22 protein-coding genes and 1 pseudogene are annotated in these 19193 nt (G+C 69.1%); 13 read left to right on the forward strand and 10 right to left on the reverse strand.

The window, feature by feature from the left end; genetic code table 11:
• The 4 genes from infB to MELE44368_RS02375 all read left to right on the forward strand — a co-directional run.
• Positions 1 to 2012: translation initiation factor IF-2 (infB, locus tag MELE44368_RS02360; RefSeq protein ID WP_128107016.1), on the forward strand; the 2012-nt coding region annotated here is incomplete at its 5' end.
• Positions 2013 to 2507, forward strand: coding sequence for a 30S ribosome-binding factor RbfA (gene rbfA / locus MELE44368_RS02365; RefSeq protein ID WP_128107017.1), 495 nt, complete (start codon positions 2013 to 2015; stop codon positions 2505 to 2507).
• A complete protein-coding gene (locus tag MELE44368_RS02370) occupies positions 2482 to 3483 on the forward strand; it encodes a DHH family phosphoesterase (RefSeq protein ID WP_164890010.1) in 1002 nt (333 codons plus the stop codon). Before rbfA ends, MELE44368_RS02370 begins: the two co-directional genes overlap by 26 nt.
• Complete coding sequence (locus MELE44368_RS02375; RefSeq protein WP_128107018.1) at positions 3476 to 4819, forward strand: MATE family efflux transporter; 1344 nt, start codon at positions 3476 to 3478, stop codon at positions 4817 to 4819. Before MELE44368_RS02370 ends, MELE44368_RS02375 begins: the two co-directional genes overlap by 8 nt.
• A 98-nt stretch (positions 4820 to 4917) precedes the next feature.
• Here the strand turns inward: MELE44368_RS02375 and MELE44368_RS02380 are convergent, their stop codons facing one another.
• Both MELE44368_RS02380 and MELE44368_RS02385 read right to left on the reverse strand, forming a co-directional pair.
• The gene (locus tag MELE44368_RS02380; protein ID WP_128107019.1) at positions 4918 to 5481 is read right to left on the reverse strand and encodes a class I SAM-dependent methyltransferase; all 564 of its coding nucleotides are present in this window, start codon (positions 5479 to 5481) and stop codon (positions 4918 to 4920) included.
• Between the two features lie 94 nt (positions 5482 to 5575).
• Positions 5576 to 6343, reverse strand: coding sequence for an enoyl-CoA hydratase (locus tag MELE44368_RS02385; RefSeq protein ID WP_128107020.1), 768 nt, complete (start codon positions 6341 to 6343; stop codon positions 5576 to 5578).
• A gap of 23 nt (positions 6344 to 6366) precedes the next feature.
• Here MELE44368_RS02385 and MELE44368_RS02390 point away from each other — a divergent pair, with 23 nt between their 5' ends.
• Complete coding sequence (locus tag MELE44368_RS02390) at positions 6367 to 6639, forward strand: DUF2277 family protein (RefSeq protein WP_046753079.1); 273 nt, start codon at positions 6367 to 6369, stop codon at positions 6637 to 6639.
• Positions 6636 to 7184 carry a DUF1802 family protein gene (locus MELE44368_RS02395; RefSeq protein ID WP_128107021.1) on the forward strand — a complete coding sequence of 183 codons (549 nt, stop codon included), beginning with the start codon at positions 6636 to 6638 and terminating at the stop codon, positions 7182 to 7184. Before MELE44368_RS02390 ends, MELE44368_RS02395 begins: the two co-directional genes overlap by 4 nt.
• Here the strand turns inward: MELE44368_RS02395 and MELE44368_RS02400 are convergent.
• Both MELE44368_RS02400 and MELE44368_RS02405 read right to left on the reverse strand, forming a co-directional pair.
• Positions 7173 to 8846, reverse strand: coding sequence for a CocE/NonD family hydrolase (locus tag MELE44368_RS02400; RefSeq protein ID WP_128107022.1), 1674 nt, complete (start codon positions 8844 to 8846; stop codon positions 7173 to 7175). The two genes, MELE44368_RS02395 and MELE44368_RS02400, sit on opposite strands and share 12 nt — an antisense overlap.
• A complete protein-coding gene (locus MELE44368_RS02405; RefSeq protein WP_128107023.1) occupies positions 8843 to 9475 on the reverse strand; it encodes a TetR/AcrR family transcriptional regulator in 633 nt (210 codons plus the stop codon). Before MELE44368_RS02405 ends, MELE44368_RS02400 begins: the two co-directional genes overlap by 4 nt.
• Positions 9476 to 9516: 41 nt before the next feature.
• Between MELE44368_RS02405 and MELE44368_RS02410 the strand changes: the two genes are divergently transcribed.
• Together MELE44368_RS02410 and MELE44368_RS02415 are read left to right on the forward strand one after the other, a co-directional pair.
• Positions 9517 to 10653 (forward strand): sulfotransferase family protein, encoded by a 1137-nt coding sequence (locus tag MELE44368_RS02410; protein ID WP_128107024.1) that lies wholly within the window; start codon positions 9517 to 9519, stop codon positions 10651 to 10653.
• A complete protein-coding gene (locus MELE44368_RS02415; RefSeq protein WP_128107025.1) occupies positions 10650 to 11738 on the forward strand; it encodes a DUF7064 domain-containing protein in 1089 nt (362 codons plus the stop codon). Before MELE44368_RS02410 ends, MELE44368_RS02415 begins: the two co-directional genes overlap by 4 nt.
• On the opposite strand, the gene MELE44368_RS02420 is transcribed toward MELE44368_RS02415, so the two are convergent.
• Positions 11735 to 12307, reverse strand: coding sequence for a DUF3558 domain-containing protein (locus tag MELE44368_RS02420; RefSeq protein WP_128107026.1), 573 nt, complete (start codon positions 12305 to 12307; stop codon positions 11735 to 11737). The two genes, MELE44368_RS02415 and MELE44368_RS02420, sit on opposite strands and share 4 nt — an antisense overlap.
• A 175-nt stretch (positions 12308 to 12482) precedes the next feature.
• On the opposite strand from MELE44368_RS02420, the pseudogene MELE44368_RS02425 reads away from it, so the two are divergent.
• The 4 genes and pseudogenes from MELE44368_RS02425 to MELE44368_RS02440 all read left to right on the forward strand — a co-directional run bounded on the left by MELE44368_RS02425 (position 12483) and on the right by MELE44368_RS02440 (position 15486).
• A pseudogene (locus MELE44368_RS02425) lies at positions 12483 to 13414 on the forward strand (metallophosphoesterase family protein).
• Positions 13411 to 14091, forward strand: a complete 681-nt coding sequence (pptT, locus tag MELE44368_RS02430; RefSeq protein WP_128107027.1) for a 4'-phosphopantetheinyl transferase PptT — start codon at positions 13411 to 13413, stop codon at positions 14089 to 14091. The pseudogene MELE44368_RS02425 and the gene pptT overlap by 4 nt, the downstream one beginning before the upstream one ends.
• Positions 14088 to 14969: a tRNA pseudouridine(55) synthase TruB gene (gene truB / locus MELE44368_RS02435; RefSeq protein WP_128107028.1), complete on the forward strand. Its 882-nt coding sequence runs from the start codon at positions 14088 to 14090 to the stop codon at positions 14967 to 14969. The genes pptT and truB overlap by 4 nt, the downstream gene beginning before the upstream one ends.
• A gap of 82 nt (positions 14970 to 15051) precedes the next feature.
• A complete protein-coding gene (locus tag MELE44368_RS02440; RefSeq protein WP_128107029.1) occupies positions 15052 to 15486 on the forward strand; it encodes a DUF6632 domain-containing protein in 435 nt (144 codons plus the stop codon).
• Here MELE44368_RS02440 and trxC read toward each other — a convergent pair.
• The 5 genes from trxC to mntR form a co-directional block, all read right to left on the reverse strand.
• Positions 15464 to 15931, reverse strand: a complete 468-nt coding sequence (trxC, locus tag MELE44368_RS02445) for a thioredoxin TrxC (RefSeq protein WP_128107030.1) — start codon at positions 15929 to 15931, stop codon at positions 15464 to 15466. The genes MELE44368_RS02440 and trxC overlap by 23 nt on opposite strands.
• A complete protein-coding gene (locus tag MELE44368_RS02450; protein WP_206613654.1) occupies positions 15928 to 16227 on the reverse strand; it encodes a glutaredoxin family protein in 300 nt (99 codons plus the stop codon). The genes trxC and MELE44368_RS02450 overlap by 4 nt, the downstream gene beginning before the upstream one ends.
• Before the next feature lie 16 nt (positions 16228 to 16243).
• Positions 16244 to 16810 carry a peroxiredoxin gene (locus MELE44368_RS02455; protein ID WP_206613655.1) on the reverse strand — a complete coding sequence of 189 codons (567 nt, stop codon included), beginning with the start codon at positions 16808 to 16810 and terminating at the stop codon, positions 16244 to 16246.
• Positions 16795 to 17004, reverse strand: a complete 210-nt coding sequence (locus MELE44368_RS26530) for a hypothetical protein (protein ID WP_206613656.1) — start codon at positions 17002 to 17004, stop codon at positions 16795 to 16797. The genes MELE44368_RS02455 and MELE44368_RS26530 overlap by 16 nt, the downstream gene beginning before the upstream one ends.
• A gap of 304 nt (positions 17005 to 17308) precedes the next feature.
• Positions 17309 to 18013 carry a manganese-binding transcriptional regulator MntR gene (gene mntR / locus MELE44368_RS02460; RefSeq protein WP_128107031.1) on the reverse strand — a complete coding sequence of 235 codons (705 nt, stop codon included), beginning with the start codon at positions 18011 to 18013 and terminating at the stop codon, positions 17309 to 17311.
• A gap of 81 nt (positions 18014 to 18094) precedes the next feature.
• On the opposite strand from mntR, the gene MELE44368_RS02465 reads away from it, so the two are divergent.
• Complete coding sequence (locus tag MELE44368_RS02465; protein WP_206613657.1) at positions 18095 to 19078, forward strand: bifunctional riboflavin kinase/FAD synthetase; 984 nt, start codon at positions 18095 to 18097, stop codon at positions 19076 to 19078.
• Positions 19079 to 19193: the final 115 nt, after the last annotated feature.

The following is a 19193-nucleotide window of genomic DNA, read 5'->3' on the forward strand; positions in this document are numbered from 1 at the left end:
CGGCACCCGCCGGCGGCTTCCGCGGCGGCGGCCCCGGGGGAGGTGGCTTCCGCGGTCGTCCCGGCGGCGGTGGCCGTCCCGGTCAGCGCGGGGGCGCGGCCGGCGCCTTCGGCCGTCCGGGCGGTGCGCCCAAGCGCGGTCGCAAGTCGAAGCGGCAGAAGCGCCAGGAATACGACTCGATGCAGGCCCCGGTCGTCGGTGGCGTGCGGTTGCCGCACGGCAACGGCGAGACGATCCGGCTGGCTCGCGGCGCGTCGCTGAGCGACTTCGCCGAGAAGATCAACGCCAACCCGGCCGCGCTGGTCCAGGCGCTGTTCAACCTCGGCGAGATGGTCACCGCGACGCAGTCCGTCGGCGATGACACCCTCGAGCTGCTCGGCAGCGAGATGAACTACAAGGTTCAGGTCGTCAGCCCCGAGGACGAGGACCGCGAACTGCTCGAGTCCTTCGACCTCACCTACGGCGAGGACGACGGCGACGAATCCGACCTCGTGAGCCGTCCGCCGGTGGTGACCGTGATGGGTCACGTCGACCACGGCAAGACCCGCCTGCTGGACACCATCCGTAAGGCCAACGTCGGCGAGGAGGAGGCCGGCGGCATCACCCAGCACATCGGCGCCTACCAGGTCAGCGTCGAGCACGAGGGTGAGGAACGGCTGATCACCTTCATCGACACCCCGGGTCACGAGGCGTTCACCGCGATGCGTGCCCGAGGCGCGAAGGCCACCGACATCGCCATCCTGGTGGTCGCCGCCGACGACGGCGTCATGCCGCAGACGGTGGAGGCCATCAACCACGCGCAGGCCGCCGACGTGCCGATCGTGGTGGCGGTCAACAAGATCGACAAGGAAGGTGCCGACCCGGCCAAGATCCGTGCCCAGCTGACCGAATACGGTTTGGTGGCCGAGGATTTCGGCGGCGACACCATGTTCGTCGACATCTCGGCCAAGCAGGGCACCAACATCGATCAGCTGCTCGAGGCCGTGCTGCTGACCGCCGACGCCGCACTGGATCTGCGGGCCAACCCCGACATGGAGGCCCAGGGCGTGGCGATCGAGGCACACCTGGACCGCGGCCGCGGCCCGGTGGCGACCGTGCTCGTGCAGCGCGGCACGCTACGGGTCGGCGACTCGATCGTCGCCGGCGACGCGTACGGCCGCGTGCGCCGGATGGTCGACGAGCACGGCGAGGACGTCACCGAGGCCCTTCCGTCGCGGCCGGTGCAGGTCATCGGCTTCACGTCGGTGCCAGGCGCCGGTGACAACCTGCTGGTCGTCGACGAGGACCGCATCGCCCGCCAGATCGCCGACCGGCGCAACGCGCGCAAACGCAACGCGCTGGCCGCGCGTTCGCGCAAGCGCATCAGCCTGGAGGACCTGGACAAGGCGCTGAAGGAAACCAGCCAGCTGAACCTGATCCTCAAGGGCGACAACGCCGGTACGGTCGAAGCCCTCGAGGAGGCCCTGATGGGCATCGAGGTGGACGACGAGGTGCAGCTGCGCGTCATCGACCGCGGTGTCGGCGGCATCACCGAGACCAACGTCAACCTGGCGTCGGCCTCGGACGCGATCATCCTCGGGTTCAACGTGCGCGCCGAGGGCAAAGCGACCGAGCTGGCCAACCGCGAAGGTGTGGAGATCCGCTACTACTCGGTGATCTACCAGGCGATCGACGACATCGAGAAGGCCCTCAAGGGCATGCTCAAGCCGGTCTACGAGGAGCGCGAGCTCGGTCGTGCCGAGATCCGCGCGATCTTCCGGTCGTCGAAGGTCGGCAACATCGCCGGCTGCCTGGTCACCTCGGGCGTCGTGCGCCGCAACGCCAAGGCGCGGTTGCTGCGTGACAACGTCGTGGTCGCGGAGAACCTCACGGTGTCCTCGCTGCGTCGGGAGAAGGACGACGTCACCGAGGTCCGCGAGGGCTACGAATGCGGCCTGACGTTGACGTACTCCGACATCAAGGAGGGCGACGTCATCGAGACATACGAGCTGGTCGAAAAAGAGAGGTCCTAGATGGCCGACCCGGCACGAGCACGCCGGCTGGCCAAACGAATCTTGACCATCGTCGCTTCGGCGATCGAGTACGAGATCAAGGATCCACGGCTGGCCGGGGTCACGATCACCGACGCCAAGGTCACCAACGACCTGCATGACGCCACGCTGTATTACACGGTGATGGGTCGCGCCATCGACGACGAGCCCGACTATGCCGGCGCCGCCGCGGCGCTGGACAAGGCCAAGGGGGTGCTGCGGAGCAAGGTCGGAACCGCCACCGGTGTGCGGTTCACCCCGACGCTGACCTTCGAGCGCGATACGGTGCCAGACACGGCGGTGCGCATGGCCGAGCTCCTCGAGCGGGCACGTGCTGCCGACGAGGATTTGGCGCGGGTTCGCGAAGGCGCCAAGCATGCAGGAGATGCGGACCCGTACCGTATCCCTGGGGTGGAAGACAGTGGGAGCCCGCAGGACCCTGAGGACACCGGTGACCGCGACCGACAAGATGACTGACGCCGTCGTCGCGGCGCGGCCGCTCGTCGACGCGCGGGAAGCCGCGGATCTGCTGTCGGCCGCCGGCAGCGTCAGCGTGGTCTGCCACGTCTATCCCGACGCCGACACGATGGGCGCGGGGCTGGCCCTCGCGCTCGTGCTGGACCAGACGGGCAAGGACGTCGAAGTCAGCTTCGCCGCCCCGGCCGAGTTGCCCGAGTCGCTGCAGACGCTGCCCGGCGGGCATTTACTGGTGAGCCCGGACGCGATGCGCCGCGACGCCGACCTGGTGGTCACCGTCGACATCCCGAGCGTGAACCGCCTCGGCGCATTGGCCGAGCTGGCCAAACCGGACCGCGAGGTGCTGGTCATCGACCACCACGCCTCCAATCGGCTGTTCGGCAGCGCCAACTACGTCGACGCGACGGCCGACTCGACCACCATGCTGGTGGCCGACCTGTTCGACGTCTGGGGTAAGCCGATCGACATCGGCGTCGCGCACTGCCTGTACGCGGGGTTGACCACCGACACCGGCTCGTTCCGCTGGGCCACCCCACGCGCCCACCGGCTGGCCGCCCGGCTGGTCGAGCTGGGCGTCGACAACGCGGCGATCAGCCGGGCCCTGTTCGACACACATCCGTTCGCGTGGCTGCCGATGCTGTCGCGGGTGTTGGGTTCGGCGCGCCTGGAGCCGGACGCGCTGAGCGGGCGCGGCCTGGTGTATGCCGTTGTGCCCTACCGGGAATGGGCCAACGCCCGACCGGAGGAAGTGGAAAGCATCGTCGACATCGTGCGGACCACCCAAGAGGCCGAGATCGCCGCGGTGTTAAAGGAGATCGAACCGGCGCACTGGTCGGTGTCGATGCGAGCGAAGACCTTCGATCTTTCTCCTGTCGCGAGCGCGTTCGGCGGCGGCGGACACCGGTTCGCCGCGGGCTATTCGGCCAACGGCACCGTGGACGAGGTCATCGCGGCGCTGCTCGCGGCAGTTGGCTGAGCCCGAAGGCGATCTGCCGGTCGCCGCCGCCTCCGGTCGCCGGATCGCGGCGCTGGCGCTGCCCGCGCTCGGTGTGTTGGCCGCAGAGCCCATCTATCTGCTGTTCGACCTCGCCGTGGTGGGCCGGTTGGGCGCACTGGCGTTGGCCGGGTTGGCGATCGGTGGGCTGATCCTGACGACCCTGAGCTCCCAGATGACGTTCCTGGCCTACGGCACCACCGCGCGCTCGGCCCGCTTCTTCGGCGCCGGCGACCGCGCCGCGGCGGTCGGCGAGGGGGTGCAGGCGACGTGGCTCGCGCTCGGCCTGGGCACGGTCATCGTCGCGGTGGTGCAGGTGTTCGCGGTGCCATTGGTGTCGGTACTGGCCGGGACTTCCGACGGCGGAGAGATAGCCGACGAAGCGCTGTCGTGGGTGCGCATCGCGATTGCCGGTGTGCCCGCGATCCTGGTGTCGGCGGCGGGCAATGGGTGGATGCGTGGGGTGCAGGACACCGTGCGGCCGCTGAAGTTCGTCGTGTTCGGGTTCGCGGTATCGGCGGTGCTGTGCCCGCTGCTGGTGTACGGCTGGCTCGGCATGCCGCGGCTGGAACTGGCCGGATCCGCTGTCGCCAACGTGGTGGGCCAGTGGTTGGCGGCGTTGTTGTTCTTCCGTGCGCTGCTGGTCGAGAAGGTGCCGTTGGGGATTCAGCCCGCGGTACTGCGCGCCCAGATCGTGATGGGCCGCGACCTCATCCTGCGCACGATGGCGTTTCAGGCCTGCTTCGTCTCCGCGGGCGCCGTGGCCGCCCGGTTCGGCGCCGCCGCGGTGGCCGCGCACCAGGTGGTGCTGCAGCTGTGGAATTTCCTTGCCCTGGTGCTGGATTCACTGGCCATCGCGGCGCAGTCGTTGGTGGGTGCCGCGCTCGGGGCGGGTCAACTCGCGCACGCGAAATCGGTGGCGTGGCGGGTGACGATCTTCTCCACGCTGGCGGCGTCGGTGCTTTCCATCGTGTTCGCCGTCGGCGCGTCGGTGTTTCCCGCGGTGTTCACCGACGACCGGTCGGTGCTCGACGCGATCGGGGTGCCGTGGTGGTTCATGGTGGCCCAATTGCCGGTTGCCGGAATCGTCTTCGCGCTCGACGGCGTGTTGTTGGGCGCCGGTGACGCGAAGTTCATGCGCAACGCGACGTTGACCAGCGCGCTGGTCGGGTTTCTGCCGTTGATCTGGCTGTCGCTGGCGTTCGGTTGGGGTCTGCTGGGCATCTGGGCGGGCCTGTCGACGTTCATGGTGCTGAGGCTGGCGTTCGTCGGCTGGCGCGCGTTCTCCGGCCGCTGGTTGATCCCCGGCACGGCGTAGCTTTTCGGCGCCGCCCCCTTTTTCGGCGAGCGTGCGTGTCTGCGGGCGACACGCCGGGTTCTTTCGCGAGTTTACGCACGCTCGCAGCGCCTGCGGGATCAGGGGATCCGGGCGATCGCGGCCCAGCCGAACTCGGTCGTCTTCACCGAGACGTCCCCGAACCCGGCCGCGCCCAACCGATCCGGCAGCGTCGTCGGATCCACCGGGTTGTACGTGTCGCCCTCGTGCGCGGCGGCCAGCTCGTCGCTGCCGAGGCTGTCGCTGGCGACCAGTGCCGCCCCGGGCCGCAGCACACGGGCGACCTCGGCGAACAGCCGGTCCTGCAGCTCGGCGGTGGGCATATGGTGAAGCATCGTGAAACATGCTGCGCCGGTGAAGGTTTGGTCGGCAAAGGCCAGCTGCGTCGCGTCGCCGTTGATGATCTTCACCGACGGGGTGTCGGCGAAGCGGTCGGTGAGCATCGCGGCGAGCTTGTCGTCGATCTCCACCGACGTCACCCGGGCGGCGACCTGGCCGAGGACGTCGGTGGTGGCGCCGTAACCCGGGCCGACCTCGAGCACGTTGTCACCGAGGTCGGTTTCGCCAAGCGCCCACGGCAGGATCACCTCGCGGATCAGCTGTCGCCATTCGTCGCTGCCGCAGTACTCGTGCAGTTCGTTCACGACCGCAGCCTACGAGCGTGCGCGAAATCGCGAAAGAACTCGGCGTGTCGCCCTCAGACGCGCACGCTCGCGCCGAATCCAAATGGGGAAAACATCAGCGGACTTGGGAGCGGCCTCGCTGCAGCACGGCGTCGCGGTTGGCGGCGATGTCGTCGCCGCTGGCCGTGCGCATCCACTCCCGCGCCGAGGCCGCCTCGATCCACAACCCCTCGTTCGTCTGCGCCTCGTCGATTCGGTGGTACGACGCCAGCAGCGCCCGCACCGCCCGCTGGTTGTTGCCGACGATCGACGCCGCCACCCGCCGCGCGGTCGGCAGCAACTCGTCGTGCGGCACCACCTCGGTGACCAGCCCCGCGCGCAGCGCGTCGGCGGCCGAGAGGTAGTCACCGGTCAGGCTCATCCGCCGGGCCATCCCGACCCCGACCTTCTGCGGCAGCCGCACCGACAGCCCCCAGGTCGGCAGCAGCCCGACGCGGGCGTGGGTGTCGGCGAAGCGGGCCTGGTCGGAGGCGACCAGGATGTCGCAGTACAGCGCGATCTCCAGGCCACCGGTCACCGCGGCGCCGTTGATCGCGCCGATCACCGGCTTGGTCATCGCCGGCCACTTCGGCGAGATGTCGGGCAGGTCCGTGGTTCCGCCGAGCTCCTTGAGATCGAGGCCCGCGCAGAACACCGGATCGGCGCCGGTGACGATCACGACGTCGACGTCGTCGTCGGCCTCGGCGTCACCCAGCGCGCCGAAGAAGCGTTTGCGCAGCTCAGCCGACAGTGCGTTGCGGGACTGCGGCCGGTTGAGCGTCAACGTGCGCACGCGGTCCACGGTGTCGATGAGCAAGATGTCCGGCGTTTCTGAGGTGACCATGCCGCTGAACATATCGTGGAGCCATGTGCCGAAACATCACCGAGCTACGCGGCCTGCAGCCGGCCGCGACCGCCGAGGAGATCGAGGCGGCCGCGCGCCAGTACATCCGCAAGGTCAGCGGCATCACCCGGCCCACCGCGGCCAATGCCGACGCCTTTGAGGCCGCGGTCGCCGAGGTCGCCGAAACCACCACGCGGCTGCTGGCGGGGCTGCCGCCGCGACGCCAACCGCCCAAGACCGTGCCGCCGCTGCGCAGGCCCGAGGTGCGGGCGCGCCTCGCCGCCAAGGCGCCGTGACCCGGCCCGCGCTCAAGGAGTGGAGCGCGGCGGTGCACGCGTTGCTCGACGGCAGGCAGACCGTGCTGCTGCGCAAGGGCGGCATCCACGAAAAGCGGTTCGCGGTCACCGCGTCGCGGTTCCTGCTGTTCCCGACCGTCGCGCACAGCCACGCCGAACGGGTGCGGTCCGAGCATCGCGAACTGCTCGACGCCGCGGCCGCCGACAGCACCGAGGACTCGGTGGTGATCCGCGCCGGCGCCCGCGTCGTCGCGGCGGTCGAAGTCAACCAGCCCGAAGCGCTGGAAGACATTGCGCCACTGCATATCTGGACCGACGAATCGGTGCGCGCCGATCGGCTCGACTTTCGGCCCAAGCATCGCCTCACGGTCCTGGTGGTGCAAGCGAGCCCGCTGGCCGAGCCGCTGCGGCTGCCCCGCACACCCGACTACGCCGGTTGCATCAGCTGGGTGTCACTGCCGGTCGACACGAGCTGGGCCGAGCCGGTACACGACGACGCCACGCTGGCCGAGGTGGCCGAGCGTGTGCGCCGCTCAGTCGGCTGACGGCGGCCGTGATCCGGCGGGCAGCACCAGCCGCGACGCGCCGTCCCCGAGGTGCACCGTATGGGTGGCTGGTACCAGTCGGCGGCTCGACAGGACCGGCTCGTCGGTGCCCAGGTTGCGCACGAAACGCGGATGCGATCCACCCGCGACCAGCACCCGGATGCGTGATCCGGCGCGGAACCGATGCGCGATCGCATCGAGCTCGATGCGCACCGTCGCGGAATCCGGTGCGCCCCTGACGTATCCGTCGCTGACGTTTCGGGACCGACCCTTGGCGTCGACCTCGCTGATCCGGACGAACAGATCGTTGTGCGGGTTGTCGCAGCTGTGGGCCAGCTCGAGGACCGGCGTGCCGGCGACGTACAGGTCGGCGGGCAGCCGGTCACCGGTGAAGCTGAGCACGTCGGGGCGCTGCGCCAGCCTGTCGTCCCTGCGGTAGCCGCCTTCGGGTGCGAGCAGCCGCCCGCCGATGGTCGGGGTCGGGTCGGCGGGATCGTAGGTGAACGTCGACGGCGACGCGGTTTCCGGTGGCACCGTGTCGCCGAGCCGGCCGCCGGGCTGCAGATATCGCACCACCTCGGGCATGGCCGGCGGCCACTGCGGCAGGTCGGTCCAGCCCGCACCGTTGACGTGGATGCGCACCGGTTGGGGCCGGGTGCTGGGGCGGCCCGCGAGATGGCTGCCGAGCCAGTCCAGCGATTCGCGGATGACGGTCGGGGCCGCCTTGGTCGTCAGGTGCGTGTGCGTCCACGGCCCGAGGGTCAGCCCGACCTCGACGCCGCGCTCGTGCAGGCGCTGATACTGCGTCATCGTCTGCTCGAGAAACAGGTCCTGCCAGCCGCTGATGAGCAGCACCGGAATCTCGGCGCGCTCCAGCGCCTGATGCAGCCGCATCGACGACCAGTACGGGTCGTTCGGCTCGGTGTGCGCCAACCAGTCCTCGAACCACGACGCGCCCGTGCCCAGCAGCTTGCGGGCGGCGTCGCCGAGCGGCAGTCCGCTAGTGGCGCGCGCCAGCGCGCGGCGGGCGTTGAGCTGCCTGATGAGCAGCCGGATCCGGGCCGGGTCCTGCTGACGGGCGACCAGGTCGCTCCAGCCGAGAAAGTCGTTGAGGCCGAACGAACCCGGCCCCCAACGCGGTCCGCTGGTGTCGTGCGGCCCGACGGTGATGACGGCGGCCTTCATCTCCGGTGGCGGGTCGACCAGCAGCGCCCACTGGGTGAAACCCAGATACGACAGCCCGATGGTGCCGAACGAACCGGTGAACCAAGGCTGTTCGCGCAGCCACGCCACGGTGTCGGCGCCGTCGGTGATCTCGTGCGACATCGGGGTGAACTCGCCCCCAGAGCCGTAGGTGCCGCGCACGCTCTGGAGGAGCACGTGATAGCCGCGGGCGGCATACACCCCCGCGAACAGTGCCGAGAACGGAAAGCCCCGGCCGTAAGGACACCGGACCAGCAGGGTACCGGCCGGGTCGGGCGTCGCGGGCGCATAGTGGTCGGCCACCAACTCCACCCCGTCGCGCATCGGCACCCGCACCCGGGTCACGGTGAAATCCGCCGTGTGCGGCGGCAGGCGCAGCAGGCGCGCCGCCGTGCGTCCGGCCAGCCGGCTGGCTTTCGAGCGGGGTTTAGCGATTGCTGGGGAGGAGACTACGGTCACTCCACAGAGGTTATACAGGGGTCAGCGTCGTCAGGCTGAATCGCCTTCACCACCTGGGCCATCAGCCACTCGATCGCGCCGGTGGCGTCCTCCCCGCGCAACCCCCACCCGCCGACGAGCCGTTCGTAGGACGCCGGACTCCACAGCACGTCGAGCAACCCGGCCATCGTGTTCCGCTGCGCGTCCGGCAGTTCGGGGGCCGCCTCCGACACCACGCGCCGCAGCGCCTCGCGTCGGCGCTCATCTGAGCTGACGAACGCCGAATCGCGGGGTGTCGGAAGCGATTCCCGGACCGAGAACCGCTGCAGGGACGCGAAGACGCGCCGGGTCACCTCGCCGAGATTGGCGAGGGTGACGTCCTCGTAGCGCACGCCCGCCTCGGCCTCGAGTCGCGCCATCACCGCGTCGTGCAGATGGCGTTCGGTGGGGAAGTGCCGGTACACCGTGCGCTCGCCCACGCCCGCGCGCTCGGCCACCGCGCGGAACGTCAGCCCGCGCCAGTCCCAGCTCTCGAACTCGTGCACCAACTCGCTGCCCGCGGCGACGATGCGTTCGCGGGTCTGGGCGGCCTTCTGTGCGCGGGCCCGGTTGTCGTAGGCGCGGCGCGGGACCGTTGACGAATCGACCATAATCGTGACAGTGTACTGTCACGAATTCGTGGGAGGTCACTGTGGCATCAGCGAAGGAGCTGATGGCGGCAGCCGTCAGCCGCACCGGCTGCGACGACTTCGGTGACGGCGCCTTCCGCGAGGGGCTGGAGCTACTCACCGGTGCGCTGCGGGACGAGGCCCGGCTCAACCCGCGCGGAGAAGGGTTCATCTACCAACGCATCGGGCTGCACCTGTGTCAGCGGCTGCAGGTGGAGCACTGGTATCGCCGGCATCCCGAGATCGACGACGAGCGCATCGTCGCGCCGCTGTTCGGGCTCGGTCTGCCGCGCACCGGCTCCACCGCGCTGTCGTTTCTGCTCGCCCAGGACCCGCAGGTGCGGTATCTGCGCAGCTGGGAGTCCGCGCAGCCGTGCCCGCCGCCGTCGACCGTCACCGGCGACGACCCGCGCATCCCGCCCGACCAGCGCGCGCCGATCGCCGGCAGCCGCCGCCACGTCCCCAACGACGTGCACGGGCCGATGGAATGCCTGGAGTTGATGGCGCTCGACTTCAAGTCACAGATCTTCCAGGCCTACGCACAGATCCCGTCCTATTCCGAATGGCTGGTCGACCAAGCCGATTTCACGTCCACCTACCGCTACCAACTGCGCGTGCTCAAGCTGCTGCAGTGGGGCCAGCGCACCCGGCGGTGGCGGTTGAAGTCGCCTGCGCACGTGCTCTCGCTGCCCTATCTGAACGGGGTGTTCCCCGACGCCCGGTTCGTGATGACGCACCGCGACCCCACCGACGTGATGCTGTCGGTGGCCGACGTGTACGCCGACATCGCCGGCGGGTTCACCGATCACCTCGACACCCGCTACCTCGGCCGGCTCAACGTCGCCCAGTGGTCGACGGGCATGCGGCGGGTCATGGCGTTTCGTGCCGGCGGTGCCGAAGACCGCTTCTACGACATCGACTTTCGCGCGATGCAGGACGACCCCGTCGGCGAAGTGACCAGACTGTACGCGTGGCTCGGTGAACCGGTCTCCGAGGAGTTCACCGCACGGATGCGGGCGTGGTGGGCGGAGAACGCCGAGAAACGCGAACCTCATCCGAAGTCGGATCCCGAGGTGTTCGGGTTGGACGCCGACGCGATCCGGCCGTTGTTCGCCGACTACGTCAACCGCCACGTGCCCGCGGAAGGGGAACGCGCATGACGACTCCCAGTGCCGGCGACCTGAGCGGCGGCATCGACCCCGCCCGTGAGTTCGTGTTCGCCACCCGCCCGGACAACCCGGAGATGCGGGATTCGGTGAGCTTCTGGGTGTTTGACGACGGTGGCGAGGTCGGACTGCCCCGCATCGGGATCGAGGCGGTCGCGTCGAGCTGGGAATCGCACAGCGTGCAAGTCAATGTCGCGTTCGCCGACGGCACGGTGTACCGGTTGCGCGACGACGCCGCGAGCAGGCCGGTCGAGGGCGCGACGGGTGAGCCGACGGTGCTGGGTGCCGGTCCGCTCGCCTTCGAATGCGTGGCTCCGTTCGACGTGTGGACCATGACCTTCGACGGGCAGGCGGTGCAGACGTCGTCGGCCGAGCTGGCCGCGGGACGCAAGGACGGTCCGCTCGTCGATCTTCGGTTCGAGGTCGAGGCCACGATGGCGGTGCCGCCGTGGGTTCAGGGCGCGATGCACGCCGCTGCCGAAAAGCAGTTGAGGACGACGGTCGTCGGTGACCTCATGGGCGGCGCGCGCTACGAACAGCTCTTCCGGGCGACGGGCACGGTAACCGTGGCCGGCCGGCGGCACGCGATCTCCGGCAGCGGGTTGCGGATCCGGCGCCAGGGGGTGCGACGGCTGGAAGGTTTCTGGGGGCACTGCTGGCAGTCGGCGGTGTTCGACAGCGGCCGGGCGTTCGGCTACATCGCCTATCCGCCGCGACCCGACGGCCAGCCGAACTACAACGAGGGCTACCTGTACCTCGGCGCCGAGGCGGGCGACGGCAAGCTCATTCCCGCGCGCGTCGTCGAGGCGCCGTGGCTCCGCCGGTTGCAGGCCCGCGGCGAGGACGTCTCCGTGGTGCTGGAAACCGACCGCGGCACCGTGCGGATCGAGGGCGAAACCGTGTTATCCACCCACGACATCACCGATCCCAGCGAGATCCCCGCCGAGCACCTCGCCAAGATGGCCGACTGGAGCTTCCCGGCGCTGCAGCAGGCGGGCGCGCGGTACCGCTGGGACGGTGAGGAGACGATCGGCATGCTTGAGCGCTCCAGCCCCACCGACCAGCTGGACGACCGCTAGAACACGTAGTGCGGCACCAGTTCGTGGGCGCGCTGCAGGTTGGTCTGCATGCAGTCCGGATCGGGCTCGGAGTAGATCGGCGAGTAGAACAGCGACTGCTGCAGCACGCCGTAGCTGGTGTCGAACGCGATCATGCAGGTGATCCACCAGCGGTTGTTCCAGTCCGTGGGCTTCATGATCCACCACTGCGCGGCGCGGTGCCCGTCGATGTCCAGCTCGACCGCGTCGGGCGGCAGGGTCTCCTCGTAGGTGCGCCAGACGATCGCCTCGACGGCCATCTGGTAGTTCCCGGCGTCGTACTTGCAGCGCAGCTGATCCTCCGGAACCGGCGGGGTGAAGGCCAGACCCAGGCCCTGCACCACGTCGAGCGGAATCTCGGTGCACGGATTGAACGGCGACGGATCGATCGTCTCGACAACCGGCCACTTGATCGTGGTGGTGACGTTCGTCATCGGCAGGTCCGCCGAGCGCACCTGGGTCGGCCGGCCGGACGGGTTGGTCTGCCAGACCACGATCACCGCCGCGAACAGCGCACATGCCGCCGCGGCAAGGCGCAGTTTGGCGACCATCACACCTCCTGCTCGTCGAGGCGGCCACGTCGCCGCCCGCTGTCCGACCTTGCCGGGAGTGTAGCGGTGCCCGCTGCGCCCCCGACGGATAAACAAGAACATGTTCTAGTTGCCGGACGGGCGCGGCACCCGCGGGCGAACAGCGGCCGCGACCGCGCAAGTAGGCTGGTCGGCTGTGACCCGCGATGGCCGACGACCCACCCTCTGGGCGATCAGCGACCTTCACACCGGTCACACGGGCAACAAACCGGTGACCGAGGCGCTGCACCCGGCGACCCCCGACGACTGGCTGATCGTCGCGGGCGACGTCGCTGAGCGCACCGACGAGATCCGGTGGGCACTGGATCTGCTGCGTAAGCGGTTCGCCAAGGTCATCTGGATCCCGGGCAACCACGAGCTGTGGATCACCAACCGCGACCCGATGCAGATCTTCGGCAAGGCCCGCTACGACTACCTCGTCAACATGTGCGACGAGATGGGCATCATCACCCCCGAGCATCCGTATCCGGTGTGGACGGAGGGCGGCGGCCCGGCCACCATCGTGCCGATGTTCCTGCTGTACGACTACACGTTCCTACCGGCCGGTGCGGCCACCAAGGCCGAGGGCCTGGCCGTCGCGCGCGAACGCAACGTGGTCGGCACCGACGAGTTCCTGTTGTCGGCCGAGCCCTACGCCACCCGCGACGCGTGGTGCCGCGAGCGGGTGGCCTACACCCGCAAGCGACTCGAGGACCTCGACTGGATGACGCCGACGGTGCTGGTCAACCACTTCCCGCTGGTCCGCGAACCGTGCGAGGCGATGTTCTATCCGGAGTTCTCGCTGTGGTGCGGCACCACCGCCACCGCCGACTGGCACACCCGCTACAACGCGATCTGCTCGGTGTACGGGCACCTGCACATCCCGCGCACCACCTGGTATGACGGCGTCCGCTTCGAGGAGGTGTCGGTCGGCTACCCGCGGGAGTGGCGGCGCCGCAAGCCGTATCGCTGGACCCCGCGTATCCGGCCGGCTACCTCAACGAGTTCGGCGGCCACTTCGAGATCACCCAGGAGATGCGCGACAACGCCGCCAAGATCGGCCAGCGCATCAGGGCGAGGCGGTCATGACGACGACGGCCACCTTGTTGTCGGGTGTGCTGCCCGCGTCCATCCCCGAACTCGCCGCCGCCGAACGGTACGACGACCCGGCCGAGATCGCGCCGCTGCCGGAAGAGGAGCCGCTGATCGCGCGGTCGGTGCCCAAGCGGCGCAACGAGTTCATCACCGTGCGCCACTGCGCCCGCCAGGCGCTCAGCCAGCTCGGTGTGGGCCCGGTCCCGATCCTCAAGGGGGACAAGGGCGAGCCGCGCTGGCCCGACGGCGTGGTCGGCAGCCTGACCCATTGCGAGGGGTTCCGCGGTGCTGCCGTCGCCAGACAGGGCGCGGTGCGCTCGGTGGGCATCGACGCCGAACCGCACGGGGTGCTGCCCGACGGCGTGCTCGACGCGATCAGCCTTCCGGCCGAGCGAGCCGAACTGGCCGAGCTGCCCGCCGGTCTGCACTGGGATCGAATCCTGTTCTGCGCCAAGGAGGCGACCTACAAGGCCTGGTTTCCGGTGACCCGCCGGTGGCTCGGGTTCGAAGATGCGCACATCGTCTTCGACGTCGACGCGAGCGGCAGCGCGGGCCGATTCGTCTCGCGGATCCTCATCGACCCGGCCGCGCTGAGCGGCCCGCCGCTGGAGATGCTGTCGGGCCGCTGGTCGGTGCGGGACGGTCTGACGCTCACCGCCATCGTCTTATGACCGAGGCGGGTCTTGTCATCGTCGACAAGCCGGCGGGAATGACCAGCCACGATGTGGTCGGCCGCTGCCGGCGCATCTTCGGCACCCGCAAGGTCGGGCACGCCGGGACTCTCGATCCGATGGCGACCGGCGTGCTGGTCGTCGGCATCGCGCGCGCCACCAAGATCCTCGGCCTGCTGACGACCACCGACAAGTCGTATGCGGCCACGATCCGGCTGGGCCAGACGACGTCCACCGAGGACGCCGAAGGTGAAGTGCTGCAGACGGTTTCGGCAGCCGACGTCAGCGACGCCCGGATCGAGGCCGCGGTGGCGGCGCTGCGCGGTGAGATCGAGCAGATCCCGTCAGCGGTCAGCGCGGTCAAGGTCGGCGGGCAGCGGGCCTACAAGCTCGCCCGCGAAGGACAGCCCGTCGAGTTGGCCCCGCGCAAGGTCAGGATCGACCGGTTCGACGTGCTCGAAATCCGCCGCCAAGACGGGCTCGTCGACGTCGATGTGGAGGTGACCTGCTCCAGCGGCACCTACATCCGGGCGCTCGCCCGTGACGTCGGCGCCGCGCTGGGCGTCGGCGGCCACCTCGCCGCGCTGCGCCGCACCCGGGTCGGCAAATTCGGGTTGGACCAGGCGCGCAGCCTCGACGCCCTCGCCGATGAACCGCGGCTGTCGTACTCGCTCGACGAAGCGTGCCTGCTGTCGTTTCCGCGCCGCGACCTCACAGCCGAGGAGGCCGAGTCCGCCAGCCACGGCCGGGCCCTGGCCCCCGCCGGCATTGACGGCATCTACGCGGCCACCGCCCCCGACGGACGCGTCATCGCGTTGTTGCAGGACCGGTCGGCACGCACGAAATCCGTCGTCGTGCTGCGCCCCGCGACCCTGTAGAGCACGGGACACTTCGGCATTCGCGGGCGGGAACAGGCTTACGGGCGCATACTGACGCCGCCTGCTACAGACGGGAGCCGAGATGGCCTCTCCATACAAGCTGCTGCAGATCGCACTCGGCGTGTTCGGCGTGGTGGCGATCGCCCTGTACCCGCTGGCCGCACTGTGGCCGTCGGGGTGGGCGTGGCATCACGGCCCGCCTCACCATTCCGATTACTTCATGATGATTGTCGGCCTGTACGTGACGCTCGGGGTGTTCGCGTTGTGGGCGGCCCGAAATCCACGCGCGCACGTCAGCCTGATCTGGTTCGTGGTGTGGTCCAGTGCCGTTCACGCGGCGATCATGGCCGTGCAGTCGGTGCGGGGCGAGCAGGACATGGGACATCTGGTGGGCGATGTGCCCGCACTGGCCTTGGCCGCGATCGTCCTGGCGGTGCTGGTGCGGGCCGCAGGTCTGCGGGTCGGTGACGACTGGGCTCCGCACGTCGGCGCGGCTACGGACGAGGCTCGCCCGTGAGCTGCTGATCCAGCCAGCTCTGCAACTGCGCGAGCGGCACAGCGCCGGTCAGTCGGCCGATCTCGCGGCCGTCGCGGTGCAGGATCAGCAGCGGAATGCCCTGAACGCCGAAGCGGGAGGCCACTGTGGGCGCCTCGTCCACGTTCAGCTTGACCACCTTGAGCCGGCCGGCGCGTTGACGGGCGAGCTGTTCGAGGGCGGGCGCCACGGCACGACACGGGCCACACCACGGCGCCCAGAAGTCCACCAGCACCGGCACCGACGACTGCAACTCGGCATCGAAGGTCTCAGCACCGGCCTCGACCAGCCACGGCAACGGCTTTCGGCAGTTTCCGCAGCGAGGCGTCCCGCGCGGCGTCGGGCGCACCCGGTTGCCCTTTCCGCAGTCGGGGCAGGTGATGATCGAAACCGCCTGTGCCGTGGGGCCGGTCGCGTTGCCGCTCATCGCCGCCCGCTTCGCCGCAACGCCCACTGCAGCTCACCGATGCTCGGTTGCACCACCAGCTCACCACCGATGTCGACCACCGGGTTGACCACTCGGCCCCCGGTCATCCACGCCAGCTGGGAATGGACCTCGGGGTGCTGGTCGAGATCGACGTAGCGGTAGGGGATTGCGCTGCGGTCGAGGTAGCGGCGCACCATCTGGGTCAGCGCACACCAGCGTCGGCCGTAGACGACGACGGGACGGAGCGCCGGTGCCGCCATGCGACCGCGCGGAGCAACCGTGGAAAGCATCGTCATTGCCTCATACCTCCTTTCACGCCGTCAGCCGCTCGGGTCGGTCGGCGCGGGCGGCATCGACGGCATCCAGTAATTCATAGATGTCCGGGACGTGGTGCAGGTACGGCGAGATGTGGCTGTAGGAGATATGCCCCTGCGGGTCGATCACGTAGATCGCGCGCTCGCTGAAGCCGTCGCGGTCGCGCCAGACGTGGTAGCGGCGCGCCACCTCCCCCTTGGGGTGGAAGTCCGACAGCAGCGGGATCGACAATCCGCGGGTGGCGGCCCACGCGCCATGACTGTAGATGCTGTCGACCGAGATGCCGAGGACCTGCGCATCCCTGGCCTCGAACTCATCGATTTCCTGCTGGTAGAGGTCGAGTTGCTGGCTGCATCCCGGGCTCCAGTCCAGCGGGTAGAACACCAGCACGACGGGCCGGCCGCGGTGGTCGCTGAGCCGAATCACGTTGCCGGACGCGTCCGGCAGCGCGAAGTCGGGTGCCGGGGTGCCGACCGGCAGCGGCTGGTTGACGGCCTCACCCTCCATCGGGGGCGCGTCCTGCCACAGGTCCGCGATGTCGTGGGCCGTCACTGCGGTGGCCATGCCGGTGGCTGACGCACGGTCACGCCGGATGCTGCGCCACATCCCATGACGATGCCGTGCAGGACCGACAACGCCTTTTTCTCCGCACCCTCGGGTATCTCGGATGCCAAATGAGCGAACTGCTGCTTGAGTTCGCCCAACGCTTGAGGAAAACCGTTGCTACGCAAGCTCATCACCTCCCTCGCAGTGGTCATGAACTTCAAAAGTCGTGTGGCGGTTGGTGCGCCGACGCTTGAGTCGGCCAACCCATCGACTGTTGACGGAATCCGGCAGGGGAGTATTCCCCGGCAGCGGCCGCCTTGGTCGAGATAACCTGCGGCACTCGGAATTACACGATGTACACGATGCGTTTTGCTTGACGAGGCTTCATTGGTTCAGGAAGGGGGACGTCGACGTGGCTGAAGACCGCCCCGCTGCTCGGTTTGCCGACGGGACAGGCGGGCCTGTTCTGACGCACCCGCCGGTGGCGCGACGCATCGCGCGGACCGCGTGGATCGGCTAACCGATCACCCAGATCGCCTCTGCGGCGGGGCTGCCCAGATCCACCGTGGTGCCGGGATCGTTCTCGCCGGCGTCGGCGGGCTTGACGGCCACCGAGATCATGCCCGCGAAATCGAGGCGGGCCAGCACCTGCAACCGTGAGTCCAAACTGATGCCGACGCTGTCGAAGTAGCGCAGCATCTCCGGGTCCGCGTCGGAGATGCGGGCCACGGTGCCGGTGTCCCCGTCGTCGCAGACCGACAACTGCCGCGCAGGCGGCGTCGGCACCCGCCCGTCGGGGGCGGGAATCGGGTCGCCGTGCGGATCGCGGGTGGGATACCCGAGCTTGGCGTCGATGCGGTCGAGCATCCGGTCCGAGACCGCATGCTCGAGCACCTCGGCCTCGTCGTGCACCTCGTCCCAGCTGTAGCCGAGTTCACGCACGAGGAAGGTCTCCATGAGCCGATGCCTGCGCACCATCGCCAGCGCCGCCGCGCGGCCGGCGTCGGTCAACGTCACCGCGCCGTACTTCTCGTGGTTGACCAGCCCCTGGTCGGCCAGTTTGCGAATCGACTCCGACGCGGTGCTCGCCGATACGCCGAGGCGCTCGGCCAACAGCTTGGTGCTGACCTTTTCCAGCGACCACTCCTGGACGGTCCAGATGACCTTCAAATAGTCCTGGGCAACCGTCGTCAGGTCACGCGCATCGCCGGCGACACTCACAGTCAGAAAGTTTAGGCAATCATCACCTCATCTGGGGATCTCGCGAAGCCGGGCGGCATGGCGGGCCGTAGGCTTGCCACTGTGCAGCGCTGGCGCGGACAGGAGGATATCCCCACCGACTGGGGCCGATGCGTCATCACGATCGGTGTGTTCGACGGTGTGCATCGAGGGCACCAGGAGCTGATCAAGCATGCGGTCAAGGCCGGTCGCGCCCGCGGCGTGCCGACCGTGTTGATGACGTTCGATCCCCATCCGATGGAGGTCGTGTTCCCGGGCAGCCATCCGGCGCAGCTGACCACGCTGACCCGGCGTGCCGAACTGGTCGAGGAACTCGGCATCGACGTGTTTCTGGTGATGCCGTTCACCGCCGACTTCATGAAGTTGACCCCGGAGCGCTACGTCCACGAGCTGCTGGTCGAGCGTTTGCACGTGGTCGAGGTGGTGGTTGGAGAGAACTTCACGTTCGGCAAGAAGGCCGCGGGCAACGTCGCGCTGCTGCGCAAGGCCGGCGAGCGGTTCGGCTTCGCGGTCGAAAGCATGTCGCTGGTCTCGGAGGTGACCGAACACGACGGCGACGAGGTCGTCACGTTCTCGTCGACCTACATCCGCTCGTGTGTGGACGCCGGTGACGTCGTCGCCGCCGCCGAGGCGCTCGGCAGGCCGCACCGCGTCGAGGGAGTGGTGGTCCGCGGTGACGGGCGCGGAAAGGTACTCGGCTTTCCCACGGCCAACGTGGCACCGCCGATGTACGCGGCCATCCCCGCCGACGGCGTGTACGCCGCATGGTTCACCGTGCTGGGCCACGGCCCGATCGCCGGCTCGGTGATCCCGGGGGAGCGGTATCAGGCCGCGGTGTCGGTGGGCACCAATCCCACGTTCTCCGGACGGACGCGCACGGTGGAGGCATTCGTGCTCGACACCAACGCCGACCTGTACGGCCAGCACGTCGCGCTGGACTTCGTCGCGCGCATCCGCGGCCAGGAGAAGTTCGACAATGTCGAGGATCTGGTCGAAGCGATGGGCGCCGACACCGAGCGGGCCCGCTCGATCCTGGCAGCGCACTAGCGTCTCTGTCTCGGTCGTGGCGACGGCACCCCACTGTCCGTCGCGAGTTTCCTGTCGCGAGATGTACACCATGGTCGTGATCTGGCGCTGATAGCAGCCCTGTTGTACGTTTCGC

This window comes from Mycolicibacterium elephantis DSM 44368 (genome assembly GCF_004014805.1).
Lineage (GTDB): Bacteria > Actinomycetota > Actinomycetes > Mycobacteriales > Mycobacteriaceae > Mycobacterium > Mycobacterium elephantis.

Coding starts and splice junctions, on each gene's coding strand:
- MELE44368_RS02390 (WP_046753079.1), top strand. CDS start 6,367: ATGTGCCGAAACATCACCGAGCTACGCGGCCTGCAGCCGGCCGCGACC.
- truB (WP_128107028.1), top strand. CDS start 14,088: ATGACCGAGGCGGGTCTTGTCATCGTCGACAAGCCGGCGGGAATGACC.
- MELE44368_RS02450 (WP_206613654.1), bottom strand. CDS start 16,227: ATGACGATGCTTTCCACGGTTGCTCCGCGCGGTCGCATGGCGGCACCG.
- trxC (WP_128107030.1), bottom strand. CDS start 15,931: ATGAGCGGCAACGCGACCGGCCCCACGGCACAGGCGGTTTCGATCATC.
- MELE44368_RS02420 (WP_128107026.1), bottom strand. CDS start 12,307: ATGGTCGCCAAACTGCGCCTTGCCGCGGCGGCATGTGCGCTGTTCGCG.
- pptT (WP_128107027.1), top strand. CDS start 13,411: ATGACGACGACGGCCACCTTGTTGTCGGGTGTGCTGCCCGCGTCCATC.
- MELE44368_RS26530 (WP_206613656.1), bottom strand. CDS start 17,004: ATGACCACTGCGAGGGAGGTGATGAGCTTGCGTAGCAACGGTTTTCCT.
- MELE44368_RS02440 (WP_128107029.1), top strand. CDS start 15,052: ATGGCCTCTCCATACAAGCTGCTGCAGATCGCACTCGGCGTGTTCGGC.
- MELE44368_RS02415 (WP_128107025.1), top strand. CDS start 10,650: ATGACGACTCCCAGTGCCGGCGACCTGAGCGGCGGCATCGACCCCGCC.
- rbfA (WP_128107017.1), top strand. CDS start 2,013: ATGGCCGACCCGGCACGAGCACGCCGGCTGGCCAAACGAATCTTGACC.
- MELE44368_RS02455 (WP_206613655.1), bottom strand. CDS start 16,810: ATGGCCACCGCAGTGACGGCCCACGACATCGCGGACCTGTGGCAGGAC.
- MELE44368_RS02385 (WP_128107020.1), bottom strand. CDS start 6,343: ATGGTCACCTCAGAAACGCCGGACATCTTGCTCATCGACACCGTGGAC.
- MELE44368_RS02405 (WP_128107023.1), bottom strand. CDS start 9,475: ATGGTCGATTCGTCAACGGTCCCGCGCCGCGCCTACGACAACCGGGCC.